The sequence below is a fragment of the Methylobacterium sp. 77 genome, from assembly GCF_000372825.1.
GTDB lineage: Bacteria > Pseudomonadota > Alphaproteobacteria > Rhizobiales > Beijerinckiaceae > Methylobacterium.
The window spans coordinates 1030445-1051928 of the sequence record NZ_KB910516.1; the positions used below are offsets into that span (position 1 = coordinate 1030445).

General features: G+C 67.7%; 18 protein-coding genes and 1 pseudogene. 13 read left to right on the forward strand and 6 right to left on the reverse strand.

Going from position 1 to position 21484, the window contains the following annotated elements; all coding sequences use genetic code 11:
* The first annotated feature begins 42 nt into the window (after positions 1 to 42).
* From A3OK_RS0104785 to bchE, 6 genes and pseudogenes are all read left to right on the forward strand, one after another.
* The gene (locus A3OK_RS0104785; protein WP_019903796.1) at positions 43 to 1545 is read left to right on the forward strand and encodes an NCS1 family nucleobase:cation symporter-1; all 1503 of its coding nucleotides are present in this window, start codon (positions 43 to 45) and stop codon (positions 1543 to 1545) included.
* Positions 1546 to 1562: 17 nt separating this feature from the next.
* On the forward strand, positions 1563 to 2291 hold the full coding sequence (locus A3OK_RS0104790) for an aspartate/glutamate racemase family protein (protein WP_019903797.1): 729 nt from the start codon (positions 1563 to 1565) through the stop codon (positions 2289 to 2291).
* Positions 2292 to 2390: 99 nt separating this feature from the next.
* Positions 2391 to 3002, forward strand: a complete 612-nt coding sequence (locus A3OK_RS0104795) for a hypothetical protein (RefSeq protein WP_019903798.1) — start codon at positions 2391 to 2393, stop codon at positions 3000 to 3002.
* The gene (locus A3OK_RS0104800) at positions 2995 to 3375 is read left to right on the forward strand and encodes a transcriptional regulator (RefSeq protein WP_019903799.1); all 381 of its coding nucleotides are present in this window, start codon (positions 2995 to 2997) and stop codon (positions 3373 to 3375) included. The genes A3OK_RS0104795 and A3OK_RS0104800 overlap by 8 nt, the downstream gene beginning before the upstream one ends.
* A 38-nt stretch (positions 3376 to 3413) precedes the next feature.
* Positions 3414 to 4124 (forward strand): di-trans,poly-cis-decaprenylcistransferase, encoded by a 711-nt coding sequence (locus A3OK_RS0104805; protein ID WP_019903800.1) that lies wholly within the window; start codon positions 3414 to 3416, stop codon positions 4122 to 4124.
* Between the two features lie 27 nt (positions 4125 to 4151).
* Positions 4152 to 5759: pseudogene (gene bchE / locus A3OK_RS22350) on the forward strand (magnesium-protoporphyrin IX monomethyl ester anaerobic oxidative cyclase).
* Here bchE and A3OK_RS0104815 read toward each other — a convergent pair.
* Positions 5692 to 5889 (reverse strand): hypothetical protein, encoded by a 198-nt coding sequence (locus A3OK_RS0104815; protein WP_019903802.1) that lies wholly within the window; start codon positions 5887 to 5889, stop codon positions 5692 to 5694. The pseudogene bchE and the gene A3OK_RS0104815 overlap by 68 nt on opposite strands.
* Before the next feature lie 136 nt (positions 5890 to 6025).
* Here A3OK_RS0104815 and A3OK_RS0104820 point away from each other — a divergent pair, with 136 nt between their 5' ends.
* The gene (locus A3OK_RS0104820; protein ID WP_026596945.1) at positions 6026 to 8014 is read left to right on the forward strand and encodes a PhoX family phosphatase; all 1989 of its coding nucleotides are present in this window, start codon (positions 6026 to 6028) and stop codon (positions 8012 to 8014) included.
* A gap of 137 nt (positions 8015 to 8151) precedes the next feature.
* The gene (gene parE, locus A3OK_RS0104825) at positions 8152 to 10242 is read left to right on the forward strand and encodes a DNA topoisomerase IV subunit B (protein WP_019903804.1); all 2091 of its coding nucleotides are present in this window, start codon (positions 8152 to 8154) and stop codon (positions 10240 to 10242) included.
* 200 nt (positions 10243 to 10442) lie between these two features.
* Here the strand turns inward: parE and A3OK_RS0104830 are convergent, their stop codons facing one another.
* Entirely contained in the window at positions 10443 to 11264 is an 822-nt protein-coding gene (locus A3OK_RS0104830) for a porin family protein (protein WP_019903805.1), read from the reverse strand.
* Between the two features lie 335 nt (positions 11265 to 11599).
* On the opposite strand from A3OK_RS0104830, the gene A3OK_RS23890 reads away from it, so the two are divergent.
* Positions 11600 to 12043: a hypothetical protein gene (locus tag A3OK_RS23890; protein ID WP_155911952.1), complete on the forward strand. Its 444-nt coding sequence runs from the start codon at positions 11600 to 11602 to the stop codon at positions 12041 to 12043.
* A gap of 80 nt (positions 12044 to 12123) precedes the next feature.
* Here the strand turns inward: A3OK_RS23890 and A3OK_RS0104840 are convergent, their stop codons facing one another.
* From A3OK_RS0104840 to A3OK_RS0104855, 4 genes are read right to left on the reverse strand one after another with little or no spacing between them, the layout of a single operon-like run.
* A complete protein-coding gene (locus A3OK_RS0104840) occupies positions 12124 to 12921 on the reverse strand; it encodes a formylmethanofuran dehydrogenase subunit C (RefSeq protein WP_019903807.1) in 798 nt (265 codons plus the stop codon).
* Positions 12918 to 13874 (reverse strand): formylmethanofuran--tetrahydromethanopterin N-formyltransferase, encoded by a 957-nt coding sequence (gene fhcD / locus A3OK_RS0104845; protein ID WP_019903808.1) that lies wholly within the window; start codon positions 13872 to 13874, stop codon positions 12918 to 12920. The genes A3OK_RS0104840 and fhcD overlap by 4 nt, the downstream gene beginning before the upstream one ends.
* A gap of 49 nt (positions 13875 to 13923) precedes the next feature.
* Positions 13924 to 15567: a formylmethanofuran dehydrogenase subunit A gene (locus A3OK_RS0104850; protein WP_019903809.1), complete on the reverse strand. Its 1644-nt coding sequence runs from the start codon at positions 15565 to 15567 to the stop codon at positions 13924 to 13926.
* Positions 15561 to 16652, reverse strand: a complete 1092-nt coding sequence (locus tag A3OK_RS0104855) for a formyl transferase (RefSeq protein ID WP_026596946.1) — start codon at positions 16650 to 16652, stop codon at positions 15561 to 15563. Before A3OK_RS0104855 ends, A3OK_RS0104850 begins: the two co-directional genes overlap by 7 nt.
* 405 nt (positions 16653 to 17057) lie before the next feature.
* On the opposite strand from A3OK_RS0104855, the gene A3OK_RS0104860 reads away from it, so the two are divergent.
* From A3OK_RS0104860 to mch, 4 genes are all read left to right on the forward strand, one after another.
* Positions 17058 to 18041, forward strand: coding sequence for a beta-ribofuranosylaminobenzene 5'-phosphate synthase family protein (locus A3OK_RS0104860; RefSeq protein WP_019903811.1), 984 nt, complete (start codon positions 17058 to 17060; stop codon positions 18039 to 18041).
* A 126-nt stretch (positions 18042 to 18167) separates the two neighbouring features.
* The gene (locus tag A3OK_RS0104865) at positions 18168 to 19061 is read left to right on the forward strand and encodes an NAD(P)-dependent methylenetetrahydromethanopterin dehydrogenase (RefSeq protein WP_019903812.1); all 894 of its coding nucleotides are present in this window, start codon (positions 18168 to 18170) and stop codon (positions 19059 to 19061) included.
* A gap of 181 nt (positions 19062 to 19242) precedes the next feature.
* Positions 19243 to 20400, forward strand: coding sequence for an ATP-grasp domain-containing protein (locus tag A3OK_RS0104870; RefSeq protein WP_245259312.1), 1158 nt, complete (start codon positions 19243 to 19245; stop codon positions 20398 to 20400).
* Positions 20397 to 21383: a methenyltetrahydromethanopterin cyclohydrolase gene (mch, locus tag A3OK_RS0104875; RefSeq protein WP_019903814.1), complete on the forward strand. Its 987-nt coding sequence runs from the start codon at positions 20397 to 20399 to the stop codon at positions 21381 to 21383. The genes A3OK_RS0104870 and mch overlap by 4 nt, the downstream gene beginning before the upstream one ends.
* Positions 21384 to 21484 lie beyond the last annotated feature (101 nt).

Genomic DNA, 21484 nt, shown 5'->3' on the forward strand with positions numbered 1-21484 from the left:
GATCGGAAGGCGCATGTCTTCTCGACATGGAGACGCGGGCCGATGTCACACAGTGCCTCGATCGCCGACCCGGCTGCGTCCGGGGGAGCCGTTCCGACCTCCCATGCCGATGTGGTGATCAAGCCCGGCTACGACGACCGCCTCACCAACGAGGATCTGGCCCCTCTCAGGAACCAGACCTGGGGCACCTACAATTTCTTCGCGTTCTGGATGTCGGACGTCCACAGCGTCGGCGGCTACATCACGGCGGGCAGCCTGTTCTCCCTGGGCCTCGTGAGCTGGCAGGTGCTGATCTCGCTGCTGGTCGGCATCCTCATCGTGCAGTTCTTCTGCAATCTCGTAGCCAAGCCGAGCCAGGTCACGGGCACACCCTATCCGGTGATCTGCCGTGCCTCCTTCGGCGTGAAGGGCGCCAACATCCCCGCCATCATCCGCGGCCTCATCGCCGTGGCCTGGTACGGCATCCAGACCTATCTCGCCTCCAGCGCCTTCATGATCGTGGCCCTGCGGTTCTATCCGGAGCTGAAACCCTATGCCGATGTGACGCAATTCGGCTTCGCCGGCCTGTCCAGCCTCGGCTGGGCCGCCTTCATGACCCTGTGGGTGATCCAGGCCCTGGTCTTCTGGCGCGGCATGGAGGCGATCCGCAAGTTCATCGACTGGGCCGGGCCCGCCGTCTACGTCGTGATGATCGCGCTCGCGATCTATCTCGTCGCCAAGGCGGGCGTCGCCAATGTCGGACTCACCCTCGGCGAGGTGAAGTACCAGGGCTGGGACGCCCTGCCGGTGATGATCAACGCGGTCGCCCTGGTCGTGTCCTACTTCTCCGGACCGATGCTGAATTTCGGCGACTTCTCGCGCTACGGTCGATCGTTCCCGGCTGTGAAGTCCGGTAATTTCTGGGGCCTGCCGGTGAACTTCATCGGCTTCTCGCTTCTGACCGTGATCACGACCTCGTCGACACTGCCGGTCTTCGGCCACCTCATCATCGATCCGGTGGAGACCGTGAGCAAGATCGACAACACCTACGCCGTGGTGCTCGGCGCCTTCACCTTCATGACGGCGACGATCGGCATCAACATCGTGGCGAATTTCGTTTCGCCCGCCTTCGATTTCTCGAACGTGGCGCCACAGCACATCAGCTGGCGCATGGGCGGCATGATCGCGGCCGTGGGCTCGATCTTCATCACCCCGTGGAATCTCTACAACAACCCGGCGGTGATCCATTACACGCTCGACATCCTCGGCGCGTTCATCGGCCCGCTCTTCGGCATCCTGATCGCCGACTTCTTCATCGTCAGGAAGCAGCACGTGGTGGTCGACGACCTCTACACGATGAGCCCGACCGGCACGTACTGGTACGATGGCGGCTATAACCGCGCCGCGGTGATGAGCGTCATCCCGTCGGCATTGGTGCCGGCGCTGTGCGCCGTCATCCCCGCTTTGGGGAGTCTCGCGAATTTCAGCTGGTTCATCGGCGTGGCCTTGGGCTTCTCGATATATCTCGTCCTGATGCGTAAGACGCCGGTCACGGCCAAGGCCTGACCGGAGATCGTGTCCCGTTGCGCATCCTGCTGATCAACCCCAACACGACCGAGTCCGTCACCGGTCTCGTCACCGCGCATGTGCGCCGGGTGGCGGGAGACACCGCCGAGATCGTTCCGGTCACCGGACGGTTCGGCGCCCGCTACATCGCCAGCCGTGCGGCTTCGGCGATCGCGGCCCATGCCGCCCTCGATGCGCTGGCCGAGCATGCGGAAGGCTGCGACGCGGTCTACCTCGCCTGTTTCGGCGATCCGGGGCTCGGCGCGTTGCGCGAGATCTCGCCCTTGCCGGTGGTGGGAATGGCGGAAGCGTCGTGCCTCGCCGCAACTGCGCGGGGAGGGCGCTTCGCCATCGTCACCGGGGGCGCCCTGTGGGGACCGATGCTGGAGGAATTCGTGGCCGGGCTCGGCCTCTCCGACAAGCTCGCCGCCATCCGCACCATCGCCCCCACCGGAGACCGCATCGCGCGCGACCCCGATGCGGCGCTCTCCGACCTCGCCGCCGCCTGCACCGCCTGCGCGACCCGTGATGGGGCGGATGTGGTGATCCTCGGCGGCGCGGCGCTCGCAGGTCTCGCCGAGCGCATCCAGCCGCAGGTGCCCGTGCCCGTCCTGTGCTCGGTGGAAGTGGGCACCCGGGCGGTCATCGCCGCCGCGATCTGCGGATTGCCCCCGGGCCGGCCCGCACCGTCCCTCGAAAGCATCGGCCTGTCGCCGGCCTTGACCGAGCGTCTCGCGCAGGAGTGACGGAAAGCCGGGCTCCGCGAGCCTTCGTGCCGAAAGGCACTTGCGAAGGTTCGCCGGATCGGCTTACTTTGCGATACAAAGTTGATCCGGGAGCATCGGATGTCCGATCTCGACAAGGCCCTCGCCGATATCGTGGCGATCCGAACCCAGCTCGCCCGTGGCAACGCTTTCTGCGGGTTCGGGCCGTCCGCCATCGCCGCGACGGGTGTCCTCGCCCTTGGCACCGCCCTCGCCCAGCATGTCTGGCTCGACGACCCGACCGGCCAGCCGCTGGTGTTCCTCGCCGGATGGATCGCCGCCGCCCTGATGTCGGCCGGCCTCATCGGGGCCGAGATGCGGGCCCGCTCGCGGCGCGACCATGCGGGCCTGGCCGATACGATGATCATCAACGCGGCGGAGCAGTTCCTGCCGGCGGGAGCGGCCGGCGCGCTCCTCGCCCTGGTGCTGGTGCGGGTCTCACCGGAGAACCTCTGGATGCTGCCCGGCCTGTGGCAGGTGCTGGTGAGCCTGGGGCTCTTCGCCTCGGTTCGATCGCTGCCCAGGGGCGTCGCGCTTCCCGGCGCCTGGTACATGGTGGCCGGCCTCGCCGTTCTGATGCTGGCAAGTGCCGACCACGCCCTCTCGCCTTGGACCATGGGCCTGCCCTTCGCCATCGGCCAGCTCCTCATGGCCGTGATCCTCTACCGTGCCCGGGAGGAGAACGATGTCTGACGCACCCTTCGCCTATGACGGCCTCGACCGTGTGATCCACGAGAAGGCCCGCCTCGGCCTCCTCACCTCGCTGATGGCGGCGCCCAAGGGCCTCGCCTTCGGCGACCTCAAGCAGCTCTGCGGTCTCACCGACGGCAACCTCAGCCGCCATCTTCAGGTGCTGCAGGAAGCGGGCCTCGTCGATATCCGCAAAGGCCATGGCACCGGGCTCGCCAACGGTCTTGGAAGCGCCCGCCCGCTGACCACCTGCCATCTGACGCCGGCCGGACGGCAGCGCTTTCTCGATTATCTCGCCATCCTCGAACAGGTGGTGCGGGACGCGGCCAAAGCCGCCGAGACCGCCGGTCTCCCCCTCGTCGCCCGTCCGGCCTGACGCCCGAGAACCGTCTTTTTTTGCCAAGGAGCTTTGTAATGCAAAGTGAACGCACGCCCGGCTTGCACATCGGGATCATCATGGATGGCAACGGGCGCTGGGCGACCGCACGCGGCCTTCCGCGCGCGCTCGGTCACAAGGCCGGCGTCGAGGCGATCCGCCGGGTCGTGGAGGCGGCGCCGAAACAGGGAGTCGGGACCCTCACCCTCTACGCCTTCTCCTGCGACAACTGGAAGCGACCGGAAACGGAGGTCTCCGCGCTGATGGGGCTACTCCGCCTCTACCTGCGTAACGAGATTGCCCGCCTGATCGAGAACGGCGTGCGCCTCAGCGTGATCGGCCGGCGCGACCGCCTGCCGGAGGGCCTGGCCGCCGACATCGCCCGCGTGGAAGCCGCCACAGTGACGGGGAGGGCGCTGCACCTGCGGGTCGCCATCGACTACTCCGCCCGCGACGCCATTCTCGCCGCCGCGCTCGCCGGCGCCGGCAGGAAAGACATCGGCCGCGAGGCCTTCTCGGCCCTGGTGACGGGCGACGCATGCGTGCCCGACGTCGACCTCGTGATCCGCACCAGCGGCGAGCAGCGCCTCTCGGACTTCCTGCTCTGGGAGAGCGCCTATGCCGAACTCCACTTCACCGAGCGGCACTGGCCGGATTTCGACGCCGCCGACCTCGCCGAGGCGCGCGCCGCCTTCCAGCGCCGCGACCGCCGCTTCGGGGGGCTCGGCGCCACGTCAGCCGCCGCCTGAATCACTGGTGACACGGGAGGGAAAGCCATGCGCATCGTCCTCGTCAACGTGCCCCACCCGGCCATCGGCAGCCGGATTCCCGACGACCATCTGCCGCCGCTGGGACTTCTCGCCGTCGGCGGCCCGCTCATCGACGATGGACACGAGGTGCACCTGATCGATGGCGAGTTCGGCCCCATGGAACCGGGCGCGCTCGTCGCGGAGGCTCTGGCCCTCCGCCCCGATGCCGTGCTGTTCGGGCATTCCGGCTCGACCTCGGGCCATCCAGTCATCACCGACATCGCCTCGCGCCTGGCGAGAGCGCGACCGGGTCTCGCCATCATCTACGGTGGGGTGTTCCCGACCTATCATTGGCGCGAGATTCTCCACGACGAACCCTACGTCACCGCCATCGTGCGCGGGGAGGGCGAGGAGACGGCGCGTCGGCTGATGGCCGCCCTCTCTACACGAAGCCCCCTCGCGGCCGTGCCAGGCATCGCCTTTCGCAGCGGCGACGGGCCTCATGCCACTCAAGCCGCCCCCGTGATCCGCGACCTCGACGCCTACCGCGTCGGCTGGGAGCTGATCGACCACGCCCGCTACAGCTACTGGGGCGGATTACGGGCGGTCGTCGTGCAATTCTCCCGCGGCTGCCCGCATCTCTGCAATTATTGCGGCCAGCGCGGCTTCTGGACCCGCTGGCGACACCGCGACCCCGAGCGTTTCGCCAAGGAACTCGCCCGGCTTCACCGCGAGCACGGCGTGCGGGTCATCAATTTCGCCGACGAGAACCCCACCGTCTCGAAGAAGGCGTGGCGGATCTTCCTCGAAGCGCTGATCGCGGAGGATGTCGGCCTCATCCTGGTCGGTTCGACCCGAGCCGACGACATCGTGCGCGATGCCGACATCCTGCACCTCTACAAACGAGCCGGCTGGGCGCGCTTCCTCCTCGGACTGGAAAGCACCGACGAGGCGACGCTCGCCCGCATCAAGAAAGGCGGCACCACCACCACGGACCGCGAGGCGATCCGCCTTCTGCGGCAGCACGGCATTCTCTCCATGGCGACCTGGGTCGTCGGGTTCGAGGAGGAGACCGATCGGGATTATTGGCGCGGCCTGCGCCAGCTCCTTTCCTACGATCCCGACCAGATCCAGATGCTCTACGTGACGCCCCACCGCTGGACGCCGTATTTCGGCCTCGCCGCCGAACGGAGGGTGATCCAGACCGATCGCCGTCGCTGGGACTACAAGCATCAGGTCCTGGCGACCCGGCACATGGCGCCATGGCGGGTGTTGTTGTGGTTCAAGCTGATCGAGGTGGCGGTCCAGGCGCGCCCGCGCGCCATGGCGCGGGTGTTGTTCCATCCCGACGCCGGGCTACGCCATGCGATGCGCTGGTACACGCGGATGGGCCGCAGGGTATGGCCCTATTGAATCGTGAACTTTCTCCGCGACCCCTTGACCAGCAACGGGCCTAGCGTCGCTGAATTCTGGGGCCAACCTCAGGAGAACGAGGAGGAATCAATGTCGGCGACCCGTCCGGAACGGACTGCCGGACAGAAGCGCCGACGCGGCGTGATGGGTAGCCTCACACGAAGACGAGGAACATTCCGCAGCTTGCGACGAACCCAGCGAGCGAGATGGCCGAGAGGGTAATCAACCTGGACGATGCGGCCGGGCCGTCATCCTGGCCATCGTCGATCAGGGAAAAGGCATGGCCCGCGGCCTGGGACGCGCGGATCAGATCGTCGTGACGCACCATGCTCAGAGCTGCGGACGGCGCCATGTCGATCTCCCAATCGCATCCTTATTGGGTGTGAAAACGCACATGATCATGATTGGTTCCGGACTGCTGGCGTCATCCACCCGCCATGTCCGCGCCCTACGCTTCCTCGACCGCTTCCACGGAGAACGAGTTGACGATGACCGAGCCGCTGCGCACCCGTTCGCAGGCCGCTGAAGACGGCGAGGATGCCGGCTCCAATACCAGCCGCAACGCCACTTTCGGGGACGTGGTCGCTGCCCGGTTCGACCGGCGCGACCTGTTGCGAGGCCTCCTCGGGGTCGGCGCCATCGCGGCGGTGGTGACGCCTCGGGCACTCGCCGCCAGCCCGGCCGCGACGGCTCGGACGGAGGCGCCGGCGTTTCCGTTCACGGAGATCGAAGCGGGCTCCGATGTGCATCACCACGTCGCCGACGGGCACGATGCCGACATCCTGATCCGCTGGGGCGATCCGGTCCTGCCCGGCGCGCCCGCCTTCGATCCACGGAACCAGTCGGCGGCCGCACAGGCCCGGCAATTCGGCTACAACAACGACTTCGTCGGCTACTTCCCGATGCCCGGCGCCGACGACCCGGCCGCGCACGGCCTTCTCGTGGTCAACCACGAATACACCAATGAAGAGCTGATGTTCCCCGGCCTCGGCCGCCAGGACATCAAGACCGTCGCCTTCAAGGGCATGAACCGCGACCTCGTCGACATCGAGATGGCCGCCCATGGCGGTTCGGTGATCGAGGTGAAACGCACGGACGGCAAATGGGCCGTGATGCCGGATTCCCGATACGCCCGCCGCATCACCGCCGAGACGCCGATGGCCTTGTCAGGCCCCGCCGCAGGCTCCGACCGGCTGAAGACGTCGGCCGATCCGTCGGGCCGGGCGGTGAAGGGGATGATCAACAACTGCGCCGGCGGCACCACGCCCTGGGGGACGTGGCTCACCTGCGAGGAAAACATCAACTACTACTTCTCCGGTGTTCTCGCCGAGGATTCGGCCGAGGCGCGCAACCACAAACGCCTCGGCCTGCCCGGCAACGCCTATGCCTGGGGTCGCTTCCACGAGCGCTTCGACCTCTCCAAGGAGCCGAACGAGCCCAACCGCTTCGGCTGGGTGGTGGAGATCGACCCGTTCGATCCGGCCTCCGTCCCAACGAAACGCACGGCGATGGGCCGGTTCAAGCACGAGGGTGCCGCCGGCATCGTCGCGAAGGGCGGGGCTTACGTCGTCTACCAGGGCGACGACGAGCGCTTCGACTACGTTTACAAGTTCGTGACGGATGCGGCGGTGAACGTCGCCGACCGGAGCGCCAACCGAGACATCCTCGATTCCGGCACGCTGCATGTGGCGAGGTTCGATGCGGATGGGCGCGGCGCGTGGATGCCCCTGGTCTTCGGGCGAGGCCCATTGACGCCGGCGAACGGGTTCGGCTCCCAGGCGGACGTCGTCATCGAGGCTCGTCGCGCCGCCGACCTCCTCGGTGCCACCAAGATGGACCGGCCGGAGGATGTCGAGGCCAACCCGAAGACCGGCAAGGTCTACGTCATGCTCACCAACAACGTGAAGCGTAAAGCGGACGATGTGAACGCCGCCAACCCGCGCCCCGACAACCGCTTCGGCCACATCGTCGAACTGACACCGGATGATGGGGACCACGCGGCCCTGGGCTTCGGCTGGGAGATCCTGGTCAGGTGCGGCGATCCCTCCATCGCCGCGGTCGGCGCCACCTTCTCCTCGGCGACGACGAAGGACGGTTGGTTCGGCATGCCGGACAATTGCTCGATCGACGGCCAGGGCCGCCTCTGGGTCGCCACCGACGGGAATTCGCCCTCGAAGACGGGCCGGAATGACGGCATCTGGGCGATCGAGACGCAAGGGCCGGGGCGGGGTACGGCCAAGCACTTCTTCCGGGTGCCGAACGGCGCCGAGATGTGCGGCCCCTATTTCAGTCCCGACGACACCACGTTCTTCGTCGCCGTCCAGCATCCCGGCGAGGCCGACGAGGAGGATCCGAAAGCCTTGCCCGCCACCTTCGAGGCCCCCTCCACCCGCTGGCCGGATTTCGACGAATCGATGCCGCCCCGTCCCGCCATCGTCGCCATCACCAAGCGCGGGGGCGGACGGGTCGGGACCTGAGGGGCGGAGGCGACTCCGATACCCCGACGACACAGCGTTAACGGAATCGGCGCAAGCTGTGCAGGAACACGGGGAGGACGCGGTCCGCGAGGGCGGCGACGCTTCACGTTTCCGTTTCGTTCCTGTATGGTTGATCGATGACACAGCGCGAGACCTCACGCCAGGCCGTTGCGGCCCCAGCCGGCGGCCGGCCGAGCGACCTGTTCGCAGGTGGTCAGGCGCCCGTGCGGGGCGCGAAAGCGTCTTCCGCCACCCGCGCCCCCCTCGACAAGCTCCCCGTCGAATCCGCCGAGGCCGGCTACGATGCCTCGTCGATCGAGGTGCTGGAAGGCCTCGAGCCGGTCCGGCGGCGGCCGGGCATGTATATCGGCGGCACCGACGAACGCGCCCTGCACCATCTCTTCGCCGAGGTGGTCGACAACTCGATGGATGAGGCGGTGGCGGGCCATGCCAGCTACATCGAGGTGGAACTGGAAGCGACCGGTCACCTCGTGATCACCGATAACGGGCGCGGCATCCCGGTGGACCCGCACCCGAAATTCCCCGGCAAATCCGCCCTCGAAGTCATCATGACCACCCTCCATGCGGGCGGCAAGTTCGACTCGAAGGTCTACGAGACATCGGGCGGCCTGCATGGCGTCGGCATCTCGGTGGTCAACGCCCTTTCGGACATCCTCGAAGTCGAGGTCGCCCGCGGCCAGATGCTCTACCGCCAGACCTTTTCACGCGGCCATGCGCAGGGGCCACTCGTGGAGGTCGGCCGGGTGCAGAACCGGCGCGGCACGCGGGTGCGCTTCCATCCCGATTCGGAAATCTTCGGGGCACTGAAGTTCGATCCGCGCCGGCTGTTCAAGATGGCCCGTTCCAAGGCCTACCTGTTCGGCGGTGTCGAAATTCGCTGGCGCTGCGCGCCGTCCCTGATCGAGGGCATGACCGACGTGCCGGCCGAGACCGTGCACCGCTTCCCCGGCGGCCTGCGCGACTATCTCGCCCGTGATCTTGAGGGCAAGGAACTCGTCACGGACGCGGTCTTCTCGGGCAAGATCACGAAAACCGGCGGGCACGGCTCCCTCGAATGGGCCGTCGCCTGGATGGTGGTGGAGGACGGGGTCTCGCACTCCTACTGCAACACCATTCCCACCGCCGAGGGCGGCACCCACGAGAGCGGCCTGCGCGTCGCTCTACTGCGGGCCTTGCGCGAACATGCCGAGCGCGTCGGCCAAGCCAAGCGCATGACCTCCGTCACCACCGACGACGTCATGGCCACCTGCGCCTCGATGCTCTCGGTCTTCATCCGCGAGCCGGAATTCCAGGGCCAGACCAAGGACAAGCTCGCCACGGTGGAAGCGTCGCGCATCGTCGAGACGGCGATCCGCGACGCGTTCGACCATTGGCTCGCCGCCTCCCCGGCCCAGGCCAACAAGCTCCTCGACTGGGTGATCGACCGGGCCGAGGAGCGGGTCCGCCGGCGCCAGGAGAAAGAGGTCGCGCGCAAGTCCGCCACGCGCAAGCTGCGGCTTCCGGGCAAGCTCGCCGACTGTTCCAAGGCCGGAACGGCAGGCTCCGAGATCTTCATCGTCGAGGGCGATTCCGCCGGCGGATCGGCCAAGCAGGCGCGCGATCGCGCCAGCCAGGCCATTCTTCCGCTGCGTGGAAAGATCCTCAACGTCGCCTCGGCGAGCCGGGACAAGATGGGCGCCAACCAGCTCATTTCCGATCTGACCCAGGCGCTGGGTTGCGGCACGGGCAACAGCTACAAGGGTGAGGATCTGCGCTACGAGAAGGTCATCATCATGACCGACGCGGATGTGGACGGCGCCCATATCGCCTCGCTGCTGATCACCTTCTTCTACCGGCAGATGCCCAAGCTGATCGACAAGGGGCATCTCTACCTCGCCATCCCGCCGCTCTACCGGCTGACCCACGGCGCCAAGACGGTCTATGCCCGCGACGACGCCGACAAGGAGCGGGTCATCAAGACCACGTTCAAGGGCGGCAAGGTCGAGATCAGCCGCTTCAAGGGGCTGGGCGAGATGATGCCGGCGCAGTTGAAGGAGACCACGATGGACCCGAAGAAGCGCACGCTCCTGCGCGTCGCGGTCCTCGACGAGGCACGGGATTCCACCGGCGACGCCGTGGAGCGCCTGATGGGCAACAAGCCCGAAGCGCGCTTCGCCTTCATCTCCGAACGGGCCGCCTTCGCCGATGGAGCGGCCCTCGACATCTGAACCGGAGCGCCGATCCCCGCTCCGCGCGAACGCGTCCAGACGTCGTTTTCGACACCGCCGATGCGACGGGACCGGACGGAGCCGATCGCTCCTAGTTCGCGACGAAAAAAAGCCCGGCCTTTCGGCCGGGCTTTTCGTTTGCACCATCCCGACGGTCGCGCGGGTCCCGAAGGAGCGCGCGATCGCCGGGTCGGATCGGCCTAGTACGAGCCGAACTTGTAGTTCAGGCCGGCGCGGACGACGGCGAACTCGGTCTCGCGAGCCGAGGGGCTGAGCGCGATGACGTTGGTGGCGGGGTTGAACACCGAACGGGCGCCGCGGCCGTCCTGCTCGAGGTTCACGTACAGGCCTTCGACCTTCAGGGTGACGGCCGAGGACTTGAAGAAGTTGAAGAACGAGTCGGTGGGGAGAGCGTATTCGATACCACCGCCGGCAGCGTAGCCGGTGCGGAAATCGCTGCTGCCCGAACCGCCGTCGCCGTAGGCGAAGCCGCCGGTGCCGTACACGAGGGTGCGGTCGAAGGCGTAACCGATACGGCCGCGAACGGTGCCGAAGAAGTTCATCTCGTTGCCCGGCAGGAGAGCCGTGGCGGCGGGAGCCGAGAAGGCGGCGCCGGGGGTGCCGGTGAAGGTGTAGGTGCCGGCGCGCGACTTGTTGCCGAAGTCGGTGTACTGGGCGTCAGCTTCGATACCGACGACCACACCCGAACCCGGGGTGAACTGGTAGTTGTAGCCGACCTGGCCACCGCCGGTGAAGCCTTCGAGGCTGTTGTTGTTGTTCGAGACGAGCACGCCGTTGGTGCCGCCCGAGTTCAGCACGGAGCCGGTGGGCAGGTTGTAGCGGTCGCTGTTGCTGCCGGCATCGAAGCCGTAGCCGGCGTTGATACCGAAGTAAGCGCCCGTCCAGGTGAACACCGGCACCGGCACGAAGATCGGCGGGGCAGCGCGGCGCGGAAGATCGGCGGCCGAAGCGACGCTGGTCAGGCCGGCGAGGACGGTCGTAGCGAGAAGCAGTCTTTTCATTGTGTTTCGGGTCCTGATGGGCATTGAGCCTGGGTGGCTTGTAGGCTCGGACGGAGGTGAGGTCTGTCGCATTCCTGCAACAACATTCACCGAATACAAGGCTCACCGTCAATGAACGGTAAAGGTTAGGTCCAGGTGAGGATTGAGCGGCCGCCGGTGTGTTCTGGCGCACGTCAGGCTCTTTCCGGACACAATTGCGTGACGAGCCAGATCCGTTGCCACGACGTCCCATCTCCATTTGCAAGAATGACTGTCTAAGCGGAACAATTCTGCAGAACGCGGGTTAGGACCGGATTTTTATCACGGCGGTCGCTGTCAGTGGCGCTCGTTCGCCCTTGGCAGAGACGGTGCAGGCGCAGGATCGTGCCCTGGCACGCAGGCGCAGTAAGGCGGAATTAACCGTAACCGGCGATCTTGTATCGCAAGCGGTCGCAGACGGCATTCAGCAGTGGCGAAGCCCTACGGACATCCCTGTCGATGCATCGATTTTCATGATCCGGCCGTTCGCTTCCTCCAAGCCGGAGCCGTTGGAAGAAAGCCGGCTCGCCGCGCCGACCTTGCTGCCATGGGCGATCAAGGTGTCCCTCATCCTGACGGCGGTCGGATTCGGCGCGAGTTTCTATCTCTCGAAGGCGCTGCCCGGATCGACGACATCCGCCCAATTGGCGAGACTGGCCGAAGACCCGGCGACCACGGGGTCGATCGCCGGAAGCCGCCGGTCGTCCGGCATCGTCCCGCGCCCATCCCCCGCCGGAAACATGGACCTCAGGCTGCGCTGATCGTCACGAATGCGACGGCGTGAGCGACGTGTCTTCGTCACCGACGGAGGCGATCCGTCGGTGACGGGACCGGCTCCCGATCAGCCGGCCGAGACCCATAGCTCACCCTTTCCGAGGGTGGCGAGATCGCCCGAATAACGCTTGAGCGCGCCGGTTGCGAGATCGGCATGGGCTGGGCTCAATGCGCGCAGAGAGCGGGCGAGAAGCCGTAGGAACACGAGGTCGTGGGTTCCGGTCTCGACGAAACTCGGGCTCAGGGCGCCGTGCCCACCGGCGAGGATCGTGCCGCGCCGCATGCCGTAGCCCGGATGGTCGCCCACGGAGAGGGCCGCGATCGTGCCCGCGATCATCCGCGATCCGGCATGGGCGCCGGCGGCACCGACCAGGATCATGCCGCGCCGCATGCGGTCGCCGAGAAAATCGCCGGCCGATCCGCGGATCACCAGAGTGGCGCCGTCGAGCCCGGCCTTAGCGGCGTAAACCGCCCCGCCAGCGTGATCCCCGGCATCGCCTTCGATCGTGATCGTGCCGCCCTTGGCTCCGGACCCGGCATAGGGACCCGCCGATCCCGTCACCGTGATGGAGCCCGACGCCATGCCGGCGCCGAGGCGCTGGCCGACATCGCCGAGCACGCGGATCGTGCCGCCACTGAGCGACGCGCCGACCTGGTCGAGCCGGGATGAGCCGCCCTCGATGGTCAGGCTGTCGGAGCCGTCGAGCGACACCGAAAAACAATCGCCGAGCGTCAGCCCGCGACGGCTGGTGCCGACCGGGAGATTGCTCGCTTCGGCTTCTGTCAGCCCGCTCAGCGACAGTGGCGTCACGTGAAGGAAATCGAGCCGCTCCGGCGGCTCCTGGCGCAGGGTGAGGGTGCTCATGCCGCTCCAGCCTCGCTCGCCGGCTCTTTCGAGAGCAGGTCCTTCAGGTGATAATGGTGGCGGCCGAGATTGCCGCCGTAATTGCCGGCCGTCACCGCCACCAGCCCGTGCGCGGCACCGGCCTCGGTCGAAGCGTGCAGGGCGGCGCGCATGGATTCGGCCACCGAGCGCGAGGTGAGTCCGTCGATGACGATCTCCAGCACCACGCCGACCTCGGCCGCGAGTTCCGAGCCAGCCCGCCCTTTCAGGGTCGGGCAATAGGCGTCGTTGGTGGAGGCCATCATGCCCTTGGTGCGCGCGCCGACCTTCGAGCCGGAGCGGACGATGCCGCCGGGAAAGGGCAGGATCACATCCGGCACCGAGCGGGCGGCATCCACCGCGATCTCGGCGACCTTAAGGGTCTCGGCATGCGTGCGACCGAGGAACAGCAGGTTGCCGCCACCCACCGCGCCGTCCACGGCACGGACGAAATCCTCGCAGAGGAACTCACCGTCCATCACCGGCACGCGCCAGTAGCGCCGGGCCTTGCCGGTGACCGGGTCCGTGAGGCGCTTGGCCACCGCGAACCCGTCTCCGAAATAGCGGATCGCGCCGCCGAGCTTGATCTTGTGGGGGCCATCGACACCGGCGTAGCAGGCCGTGCCGGGGCAGGTGAGGATGCACTGGCCGACGCGCTTCAGCAGCTGGTCCTTGAGGCCGTTCGGCTCGAAGCCGAACAACAGCACGCGTACGCCGGGCCGTCCGTCCGGGGTCTCCTCGGGCGAGAGCTCGCAATCGATCCCGGCCTCGGCGCCGCAGCCGATCACCGACGTCGCGAACCCGGTCATGGTCACGGCGGCGATCATCGCCCATTTGGCAGTGTCGTTGGTGATGATCAGCGCCGTGCCGGCGACGTCGAACGCCTCGGCGAAGGTGTCGATCACCGGGATGCCGTTGAGGGTGAGGTCAGCCATGGTCAGTCACCCGTCCTCACGCGACGCATCGTCATCAAACTCGACATCATCAAACCCGACATGCCACGTCCTCGAACACGTCGCCCGCGGGGAAGGCCTCGTCCGGCACGGTGAAGCTGTCGAGGCCGGCGCCGAAGCGGGCGTCGAGATAGGCGTCGGTGCGTGTCTCCATCGCCTTGTCGGATTCGACGACGAGCTCAAGCGTCCGGCCCGACCGCCAGTTCACGATCTCGCCATCCTCCACGATGACCTCGCCGTCCTTCAGGACGAGCCTGGCGCGAGCGAACATCGCGGTGCGGTTCCTGTCGTCGCGGTAGATCGCGACATCGGCGCGCGCGCCTTCGCGGAGATGGCCGCGATCGGCGAGGCCGAGAAGCTTGGCCGGGCCGGAGCGCGTCAGCTGCGCGATCTCGGAGAAGGAGTATTCCCGCTCGATCCCGCACAGGCCGGACCGCTCGGCGATGACCTTGTGCAGGCCGGCGATCTCGCGGTCGCGCTCCTCCTTGTCCATCAGCAGATGGATGATCCGCGGATACTCGGTGAAGGGACCGCCATTGGGATGGTCGGTGGTCAGGATGGTGCGCTCGGGATCGCCGGACAGCAGCATCAGCTCGAGGCCGATCGCCCACTGCAGGGAGCTGACCGGGCCGCGCGGCTTGTAGAGGAACGGCACGATACCGCCGCCTTCCGCGTCACCTGCCGTGATGATCCATTTCTTCGGGTTAGCGCCCTTGCGCCCGGCGAACTGGCGGATGACGTCCAGCGAGATCGTCACGGTCTGGCCGAAAGCCACTTGGCCGACGTCGAAGGTCGCGTTGGGGTGCTTCTCCATCGCCTCGGTGATGCGCTGGGCGGCCGAGCGGAAGCCACCGGTGCCGGGATTCTCCGGATCGACAGCCCCGTAGGCGTAGAATTGCGCGTGGGCGAAATGGATGCGCCGGCCCTCTGCCGCCTCCATCGTCGCCACGAATGAATCGTCGGCGCCGGGAATACCGAGGTTGTTGGCGTGGACGTGCAGCGGGTGCGGCACGCCGATCTCCTCGACCGCGTCGAGGAGGGCGTTCATGATCTTGCGGGTGGAGAGACCGTAGACCGGAATCTCCTCGTCGAGGCTGAGATTGAGCATCCCGTCCTTGAAGGCCGAGGCACCGCCCGCGTTGATGCACTTGACGCCGAGGCCTCGGGAGGTCGCGACCGAAAGGGCGACGAGGTCGCGTACCGCCGTCTTGCCCTCGCGCTGGCGCAGCAGATCGAGCAGCTGGTCGTCATTGCCCATCACGGTCAGGGCGCCGCGGTCGAGCAGGGGGATGTCGGCGAGTTCGAGCTGGGTCGCGAGCGCATTGGTCGGCGGCATCGCGGGCTCGACGGCGATCGTGTAGCCCATCCGCGCGTAGTTCGCGCCGATCCAGGCGGCCGAGCCGCCGGCATGGGCGAAGGGATGGCCCTCGGGCGCGGCCTCGCTGGCATAGAGCTCGGGCAGCAGCAGGCGACTCATCACCACGTTGCCGCCAGCGATATGCGAATGCACCTCGACGCCGCCCGCCATCACGACGCAACCGGAGGCATCGATGGTCCGGTCGGGCTTGCGCTCGGAGGCGGCGACGACGCGGCCATCCTCGATCCAGACGTCGCCGACACCGTCACGGTCGGCGGTAGGATCGACGACCCGGCCACCCTGGATCAGGATCAGCATGAGGCGCCTTTCTTCTGGATGAGGCGTTCTTGGAGACGCCCTTGGATGGCGGCGAGCACGCCGGCCGCCGTCAGGTCCGTCGGCTGGCCGGCGGGAGGCGAATACGTGATCGCTGCGCGGCGCTCGTTCCACATGGCGCCGCCGGCGGTTTCGCCGGGCACGCCGACCGCGATGACGACCTCGGCGACGTCGCCCGTAGCCTCGGGGCTGCCCTCGCCGACGATGGCGACGGCGGGCAGGCTGCCGAGCCAGTCCGGACGAGGGGCGGGGATGGATGCGAGCCAGAGGGCGGCATCGACCTCACCGGCCGCCACCTGCCGCGCGCTGTCGAAGCGCCAGGGATCGTGTTCGGGCAGGTCGCGCCCGAAGCCGACGCGCGGCGGTTGCCCGGTGGTCCAGGATGCGAGTTGCGTCACGGCACGCCCCTGGAACCCATCGGAGATGGACAGCGCGAAAAAGCGCGTCAGGTCGTTGAGGTCACGAACCAGCCCCTGCAGCATCTCGACGCCGAGTTCGCCGAGTTCGGCGGCATCGTAGAGGACGACGCCGTATTGGGCCGTCGTCAAGCGCCGGGCGAGATCGGCGTAGGCGGCTTCTCCGGAAAGGTTGCCCTTCACGTAGGCGCGCAGATGCGCCACCGAGACGGCGAGGCCGCCGGTATCGGCGGGGTAGGCCACGTGGCGGGTCGCGCCATTGCCGGAGCCTCCGAGGGAGAGCAGCGTGCGCTCGGAACCGGCGGCGCGGCCGCGACTCGGCGCGGAGGCGGCGATCTCCTGCACGATCGGCCGGTCCCACGGACGGAAGCCGACGATCAGCACGGCGTCCGCACGGCCGATCGCCTCTGCCGGCGTCGTGTTGAGATTGCCGAACTGGCTGAGCGGGCCGAGTTCCGCATAGAGGCCGGCACCGCCCACGGGATCGACGGAGGCACCGATGATCCCGGCCAGATGATAGGCCGCGCGCACCGCGCTCGTATCCGCGCTCAAACCCGTCACGATCGGCGTCTTTGCTGCGGCGAGGAGAGTGGCAGCGGCCTCCACCGCCGCGCTCACGTCCGCTGCACCACCCTTTATCCAGGCAGCCATGCCTTCACCTTGGAGAACGAGGGCCCGGCACGCGCTGTATTCAGCGTCGCGCACGGCGGGACTGCGCCAGTCCATTCCTAGTGGGCCGGCACGTTTGCATCGCCGAGGCACGGCAAGCAAGCCCTCATCGTGGCAGGATTCGCGTCTCTCGCAAAACTTCCGCCGGGCCGGCCTGCCCTGGGTGGAGGCCGGCGCTAACCGGGAATCTGTCGAGCGATACTCACTGCCGATCGCTCGAACGCGATGGCTCCGGCGATGTTCGTCGACGCTTGCGAGCGATCGGCCCTCCGTGGGAGAAGCCGGCGACCAAGCGTCTCATGCCCATTCCGATTCCGTCATCGCCCGACGGGATCGGGATGGGCATGAGACGCCCGTAATGGCTTTCCGCAATCTAAGGAGCTCGCTGTGGACCGGATCCCCGACGAACGGCCCGCAGGGCAGGGACCGGTGACGCAGGGCGCGGTCCGGGTGCATGCGCCCGCACGCCTGCATTTCGGCTTCCTCGATCTCCATGGTGGCCTCGGCCGGCGGTTCGGAAGCATCGGCCTCGCGGTCGACGCACCGTCCATCGACCTCACCGCGAGGCCGGCGGCGACGCTTCAGGTGGAGGGGTTCGAGGCGAAGCGGGCCCGCGCCTACGCAGAGGCGGCGGCGAGCCATCTCGGGATCGAGACTCATGCCGCCATTCACGTGGAGGAAGCGATTCCAGCTCATGCCGGCTTCGGCTCGGGAACGCAGCTCGCCCTCAGCGTCGCCGCGGCCCTCGCCGCCCTCGACGGCCGCCCCTTCTCGCCCGATGCCTTCGCCGACGCCCTCGACCGGGGCAACCGCTCCGGCGTCGGCCTCGCCGCTTTTACCCAGGGTGGTTTCATCGTCGACGGAGGCCGTGACGCCAGCAACGGACCGCCGCCGCTGATCGCGCGTCTCGCCTACCCGGACGCTTGGCGAATTGTCCTGATCCTCGATGAAGGCATGACCGGCGTGCATGGCACCCGAGAGGTCGAAGCGTTCCGCGACCTGCCGCGCTTCCCGGAAGCGCAGGCCGCGGAAATCTGCCGGATCGTGCTGATGCAGGTCCTGCCTGCCGTCGCCATTGCGGAGCCTGACGGATACGGGGCCGGAATCACCACGATCCAGCGACTGATCGGCGACCATTTCGCGCCCCATCAGGGGGGGCGCTACGCGAGCCCCGCGGTGGCGGAGGTACTCGCGGCGATCGCTGCGCAGGGAGTGGCCGGCTACGGTCAGAGTTCATGGGGACCGACGGGCTTCGCATTGGTTGCTTCGGAGGCCGAGGCCCAGGCTCTAAAAGCCTCCCTCGAACGACCCGGCCTGCGTTTCGTGATCACGCGCGGACGCAACAGCGGTGCGTCGGTGACGCGACTTTAAGGGAACCGGGCGCATCAGCGACGCTTGACCACCCCGGCCCCGGCCGGTTTGGAAGTAGACTCGGAAAGAAACCATGCAAGAGGCGACCCTGAGAAGGTGTCGGACACTTGCGGAGGGAGACAGACGATGGCCCGCTCGATTCTGCATATGCTCACGCCCCTCAAGCACATGAGCCCGTTCGACGTGAACATGGCCGTGGATGCTGGTTTCGAGACGATCGCGACCTACACCGACGTGACCCTGCCGGACGTGACGTCCCTGGTGCAGGATTCGATCTTCTCCCGCGCTCCCCAGGACGGCGCGCGCACCGGCATCTTCATCGGCGGCAAGAACGCCGAGGACGCCCTCGACATGATGGACCGGGCGAAGAAGGCCCTGGTGCCGCCCTTCGCCAACCATATCATCGCCGATCCCGCCGGCTCCTTCACCACGGGTGCGGCCATGGTCGCAGAGGTAACCCGTGCGCTGAAGGCCAAATTCGGCACGGACCTGAAGGGCAAGCGGATCGTCATCTTCGGCGGAGCCGGCGTCGTCGCCTACGTGGCTGCGGTGATCGGCGCGCTGGAAGGCGCCAAGACCGTCATCGTCGGCCATGACGGCGAGGAGCGCGTCAGCAAGATCGCCTTCACCATGAAATGGCGCTTCGGCATCGATGTCGGCGCCGTCGACGGTTCGACCGCCGACGCACGCCGGGCCGCCATCGCGGAGGCCGACGTGATCCTCTCGGCCGGCCCGGCCGGCATCCCGATCCTGTCGGCTGCGGATCTCGAATCCGCGTCGAAGCTGCTCGTCGCCTCCGACGTGAACGCGGTGCCGCCGGCCGGGATCGCCGGGATCGACGTGAACGCCAAGGACGTGGCGCTGCCCACCGGCAAGGGCATCGGCATCGGCGCGCTCGCGGTCGGCAACGTCAAGTACCAGACCCAGTCGCGGCTGTTCCGCCAGATGCTCGATGCCAGCGAACCGCTCTGCCTCGACTTCCGCGACGCCTACAAGGTCGCCGTGGAGGTGGCGGGCTGACAACGTCCGCCGCTTTCTGATCCTCATCTCGTCCTCATCCTGAGATGCCCACGAAAGTAGGCTTCGAAGGAGACCTCGAGCTGTCTCGGCGCAAACAAGGAAGCCTCGTTCGAGGCCTCCACTTCGCTGCGGCATCCGAGCATGAGGTGATCTGCTGGGAGCCGCTCCGTTGGCAGATACCGTGTCCAGATCGCCTCGCCATGGCGAGGCGATCCTCATCGCGGCCCAGTCCGGGCGGGCGCTGGCGCTGGCCGCACGTCGGGCGGGCCTCCGTCCTTACGTGCTCGACCTCTTCGGCGATGCCGACACCCTCGCCCTCGCCGAAGGCTATCGCCCTGCCACGGGTCGCTTCGGTGACGGGCTCGCGGGGGAGGGATTGCTCGCCGGGCTCGATTCTCTCGCCGCCTTGGCAGGTCGATCACCCATTGGAATCGTACTCGGAAGCGGCTTCGAGACGGCGCCGGGGCTGATGGAGAGAATCGGCCGGAGCCACAGACTCCTGGGCGCCACGCCAGATTCGGTCCGGACACTGAAAGACCCGCTCGCGTTCGCCGCTCTCTGCGCGCGGTTGTCGATCCCGCATCCCGAGGTGACGCGTGCGCCCCTGGCGGACCGTTCGGACTGGCTCGTCAAGCGCGCGGGCGGTTCGGGCGGCAGCCATATCCGCCCCGCGGGCATGGGGGGCGCTCCGCCCGGCGCCTATTTCCAGCGGCGGGTCGGCGGATATGCCCGCGCGGTGGCCTTCCTCGCCGACGGGCGCGAGGCGGCGATCCTGGCGACGACCGAGCAATGGAGCGCGCCGTCACCGCTGCGTCCCTTCCGCTACGCTGGAGCCCTCGAACGCGCGGCCCACGAGGCACCGATCCTGACCGCCGCCACGCTCGTCGGCATCGGGGCCGCCATCGCCGGAATCGTCGCCGAGACCGGGTTGTGCGGTCTCGGCAGTGCCGACATCCTCGTCTCGGAAGACGGGTGGTGGCTCTCCGAGATCAACCCGCGCCCGGGGGCCACGCTCGACATCCTCGACCGCCGCCACACACCGCTCCTGGCCGCGCATATCGAGGCGAGCCTCGGCGTTTTGCCGCGAATCGAAGCCGCACCGGTGGATGCGGCGGCCACCGAAATCTGTTACGCGGCAGCCGGCTACGCGCCGATGCCGCCCTTCGACTGGCCGGATTTCGTTCGCGACCGCCCACAATCCGGCGCCTGCGTGCCACGCGATGCTCCTCTGTGCACCGTGTTCGCCACAGGACCGGACTCGGCCGCCACCCGAGACCTATTGCGAGTCCGGGCCGCCACTCTGCGGACCCTGCTCGCCACGACGGAGGAAGCCAGATGACCACCCATCCCCCCGCCACGCTCCGGACCACGCCGAGCCTGAACGCTCTTTCCAATCCCCTCGTGGAGAAGCTCGTGGCGGACGCAGAGGCCCTGCGCCTGTCCGTCACCACCGAGAACGGCGCGCGCATGGTCGATGCCGGCGCCACCGTGCGCGGCTCAATCGAAGCGGGCCGGCGCATCGCCGAAATCTGCCTGGGCGGCCTCGGCACCGTATCGATCGTCCCCACCGGGCCGATCGCGTCCTGGCCCTATTCCGTCGTGGTGCATTCCGCCGATCCGGTTCTGGCCTGCCTCGGCAGCCAATATGCAGGCTGGTCCCTCGCCGACGAGACCGGCGATTCCGGCTTCTTCGCGTTGGGCTCCGGCCCCGGCCGCGCCGTCTCCGTGGTGGAGGATCTCTACAAGGAGCTCGGCTACCGTGACAGCGCCCGCCAGACGGCGCTGGTGCTCGAGGCCGCCAGCGGCCCGCCGGCCTCCGTCATCGCCAAGGTCGCCGAGGCCTGCAATCTTTCGGCGGATGCGCTGACCTTCATCTATGCGCCCACCCAGTCACTCGCCGGCTCGACCCAGGTCGTCGCCCGCGTGCTCGAAGTCGCCCTGCACAAGGCCCATACCGTCGGCTTCGACCTCCACAAAATCGTCGACGGCATCGGCTCGGCCCCGCTCTCGCCGCAGCATCCCGACTTCATCCAGGCCATGGGCCGCACCAACGACGCCATCATCTATGGCGGCCGGGTGCAGCTCTTCGTCGAGGCCGACGAGGCCGACGCCAAGCAGCTCGCCGAGCAGCTGCCCTCCACCACATCCGCCGATCACGGCGCGCCCTTCGCCGACATTTTCTCGCGCGTGAACGGCGATTTCTACAAGATCGACGGCGCCCTCTTCAGCCCGGCCGAGGTCATCGTCACCTCGGTCACCACCGGCAAAAGTTTTCGCGGTGGCCGTCTGATGCCGGACCTGGTCGAAGCCTCCTTCACCTGAGGCGTGCCATTCACCCCTCCCGCCCCGGGGGGAGGGGTGTCGCGGAGCGGTCGGGAGAGGGACAACCCTGTCCGGAACCGTAGCTCCCCTTCCGGACCCGC

Coding starts and splice junctions, on each gene's coding strand:
- A3OK_RS0104785 (WP_019903796.1), top strand. CDS start 43: ATGTCACACAGTGCCTCGATCGCCGACCCGGCTGCGTCCGGGGGAGCC.
- A3OK_RS0104795 (WP_019903798.1), top strand. CDS start 2,391: ATGTCCGATCTCGACAAGGCCCTCGCCGATATCGTGGCGATCCGAACC.
- A3OK_RS0104800 (WP_019903799.1), top strand. CDS start 2,995: ATGTCTGACGCACCCTTCGCCTATGACGGCCTCGACCGTGTGATCCAC.
- A3OK_RS0104805 (WP_019903800.1), top strand. CDS start 3,414: ATGCAAAGTGAACGCACGCCCGGCTTGCACATCGGGATCATCATGGAT.
- A3OK_RS0104815 (WP_019903802.1), bottom strand. CDS start 5,889: ATGGCGCCGTCCGCAGCTCTGAGCATGGTGCGTCACGACGATCTGATC.
- A3OK_RS0104820 (WP_026596945.1), top strand. CDS start 6,026: ATGACCGAGCCGCTGCGCACCCGTTCGCAGGCCGCTGAAGACGGCGAG.
- parE (WP_019903804.1), top strand. CDS start 8,152: ATGACACAGCGCGAGACCTCACGCCAGGCCGTTGCGGCCCCAGCCGGC.
- A3OK_RS0104830 (WP_019903805.1), bottom strand. CDS start 11,264: ATGAAAAGACTGCTTCTCGCTACGACCGTCCTCGCCGGCCTGACCAGC.
- A3OK_RS0104840 (WP_019903807.1), bottom strand. CDS start 12,921: ATGAGCACCCTCACCCTGCGCCAGGAGCCGCCGGAGCGGCTCGATTTC.
- fhcD (WP_019903808.1), bottom strand. CDS start 13,874: ATGGCTGACCTCACCCTCAACGGCATCCCGGTGATCGACACCTTCGCC.
- A3OK_RS0104850 (WP_019903809.1), bottom strand. CDS start 15,567: ATGCTGATCCTGATCCAGGGTGGCCGGGTCGTCGATCCTACCGCCGAC.
- A3OK_RS0104855 (WP_026596946.1), bottom strand. CDS start 16,652: ATGGCTGCCTGGATAAAGGGTGGTGCAGCGGACGTGAGCGCGGCGGTG.
- A3OK_RS0104865 (WP_019903812.1), top strand. CDS start 18,168: ATGGCCCGCTCGATTCTGCATATGCTCACGCCCCTCAAGCACATGAGC.
- mch (WP_019903814.1), top strand. CDS start 20,397: ATGACCACCCATCCCCCCGCCACGCTCCGGACCACGCCGAGCCTGAAC.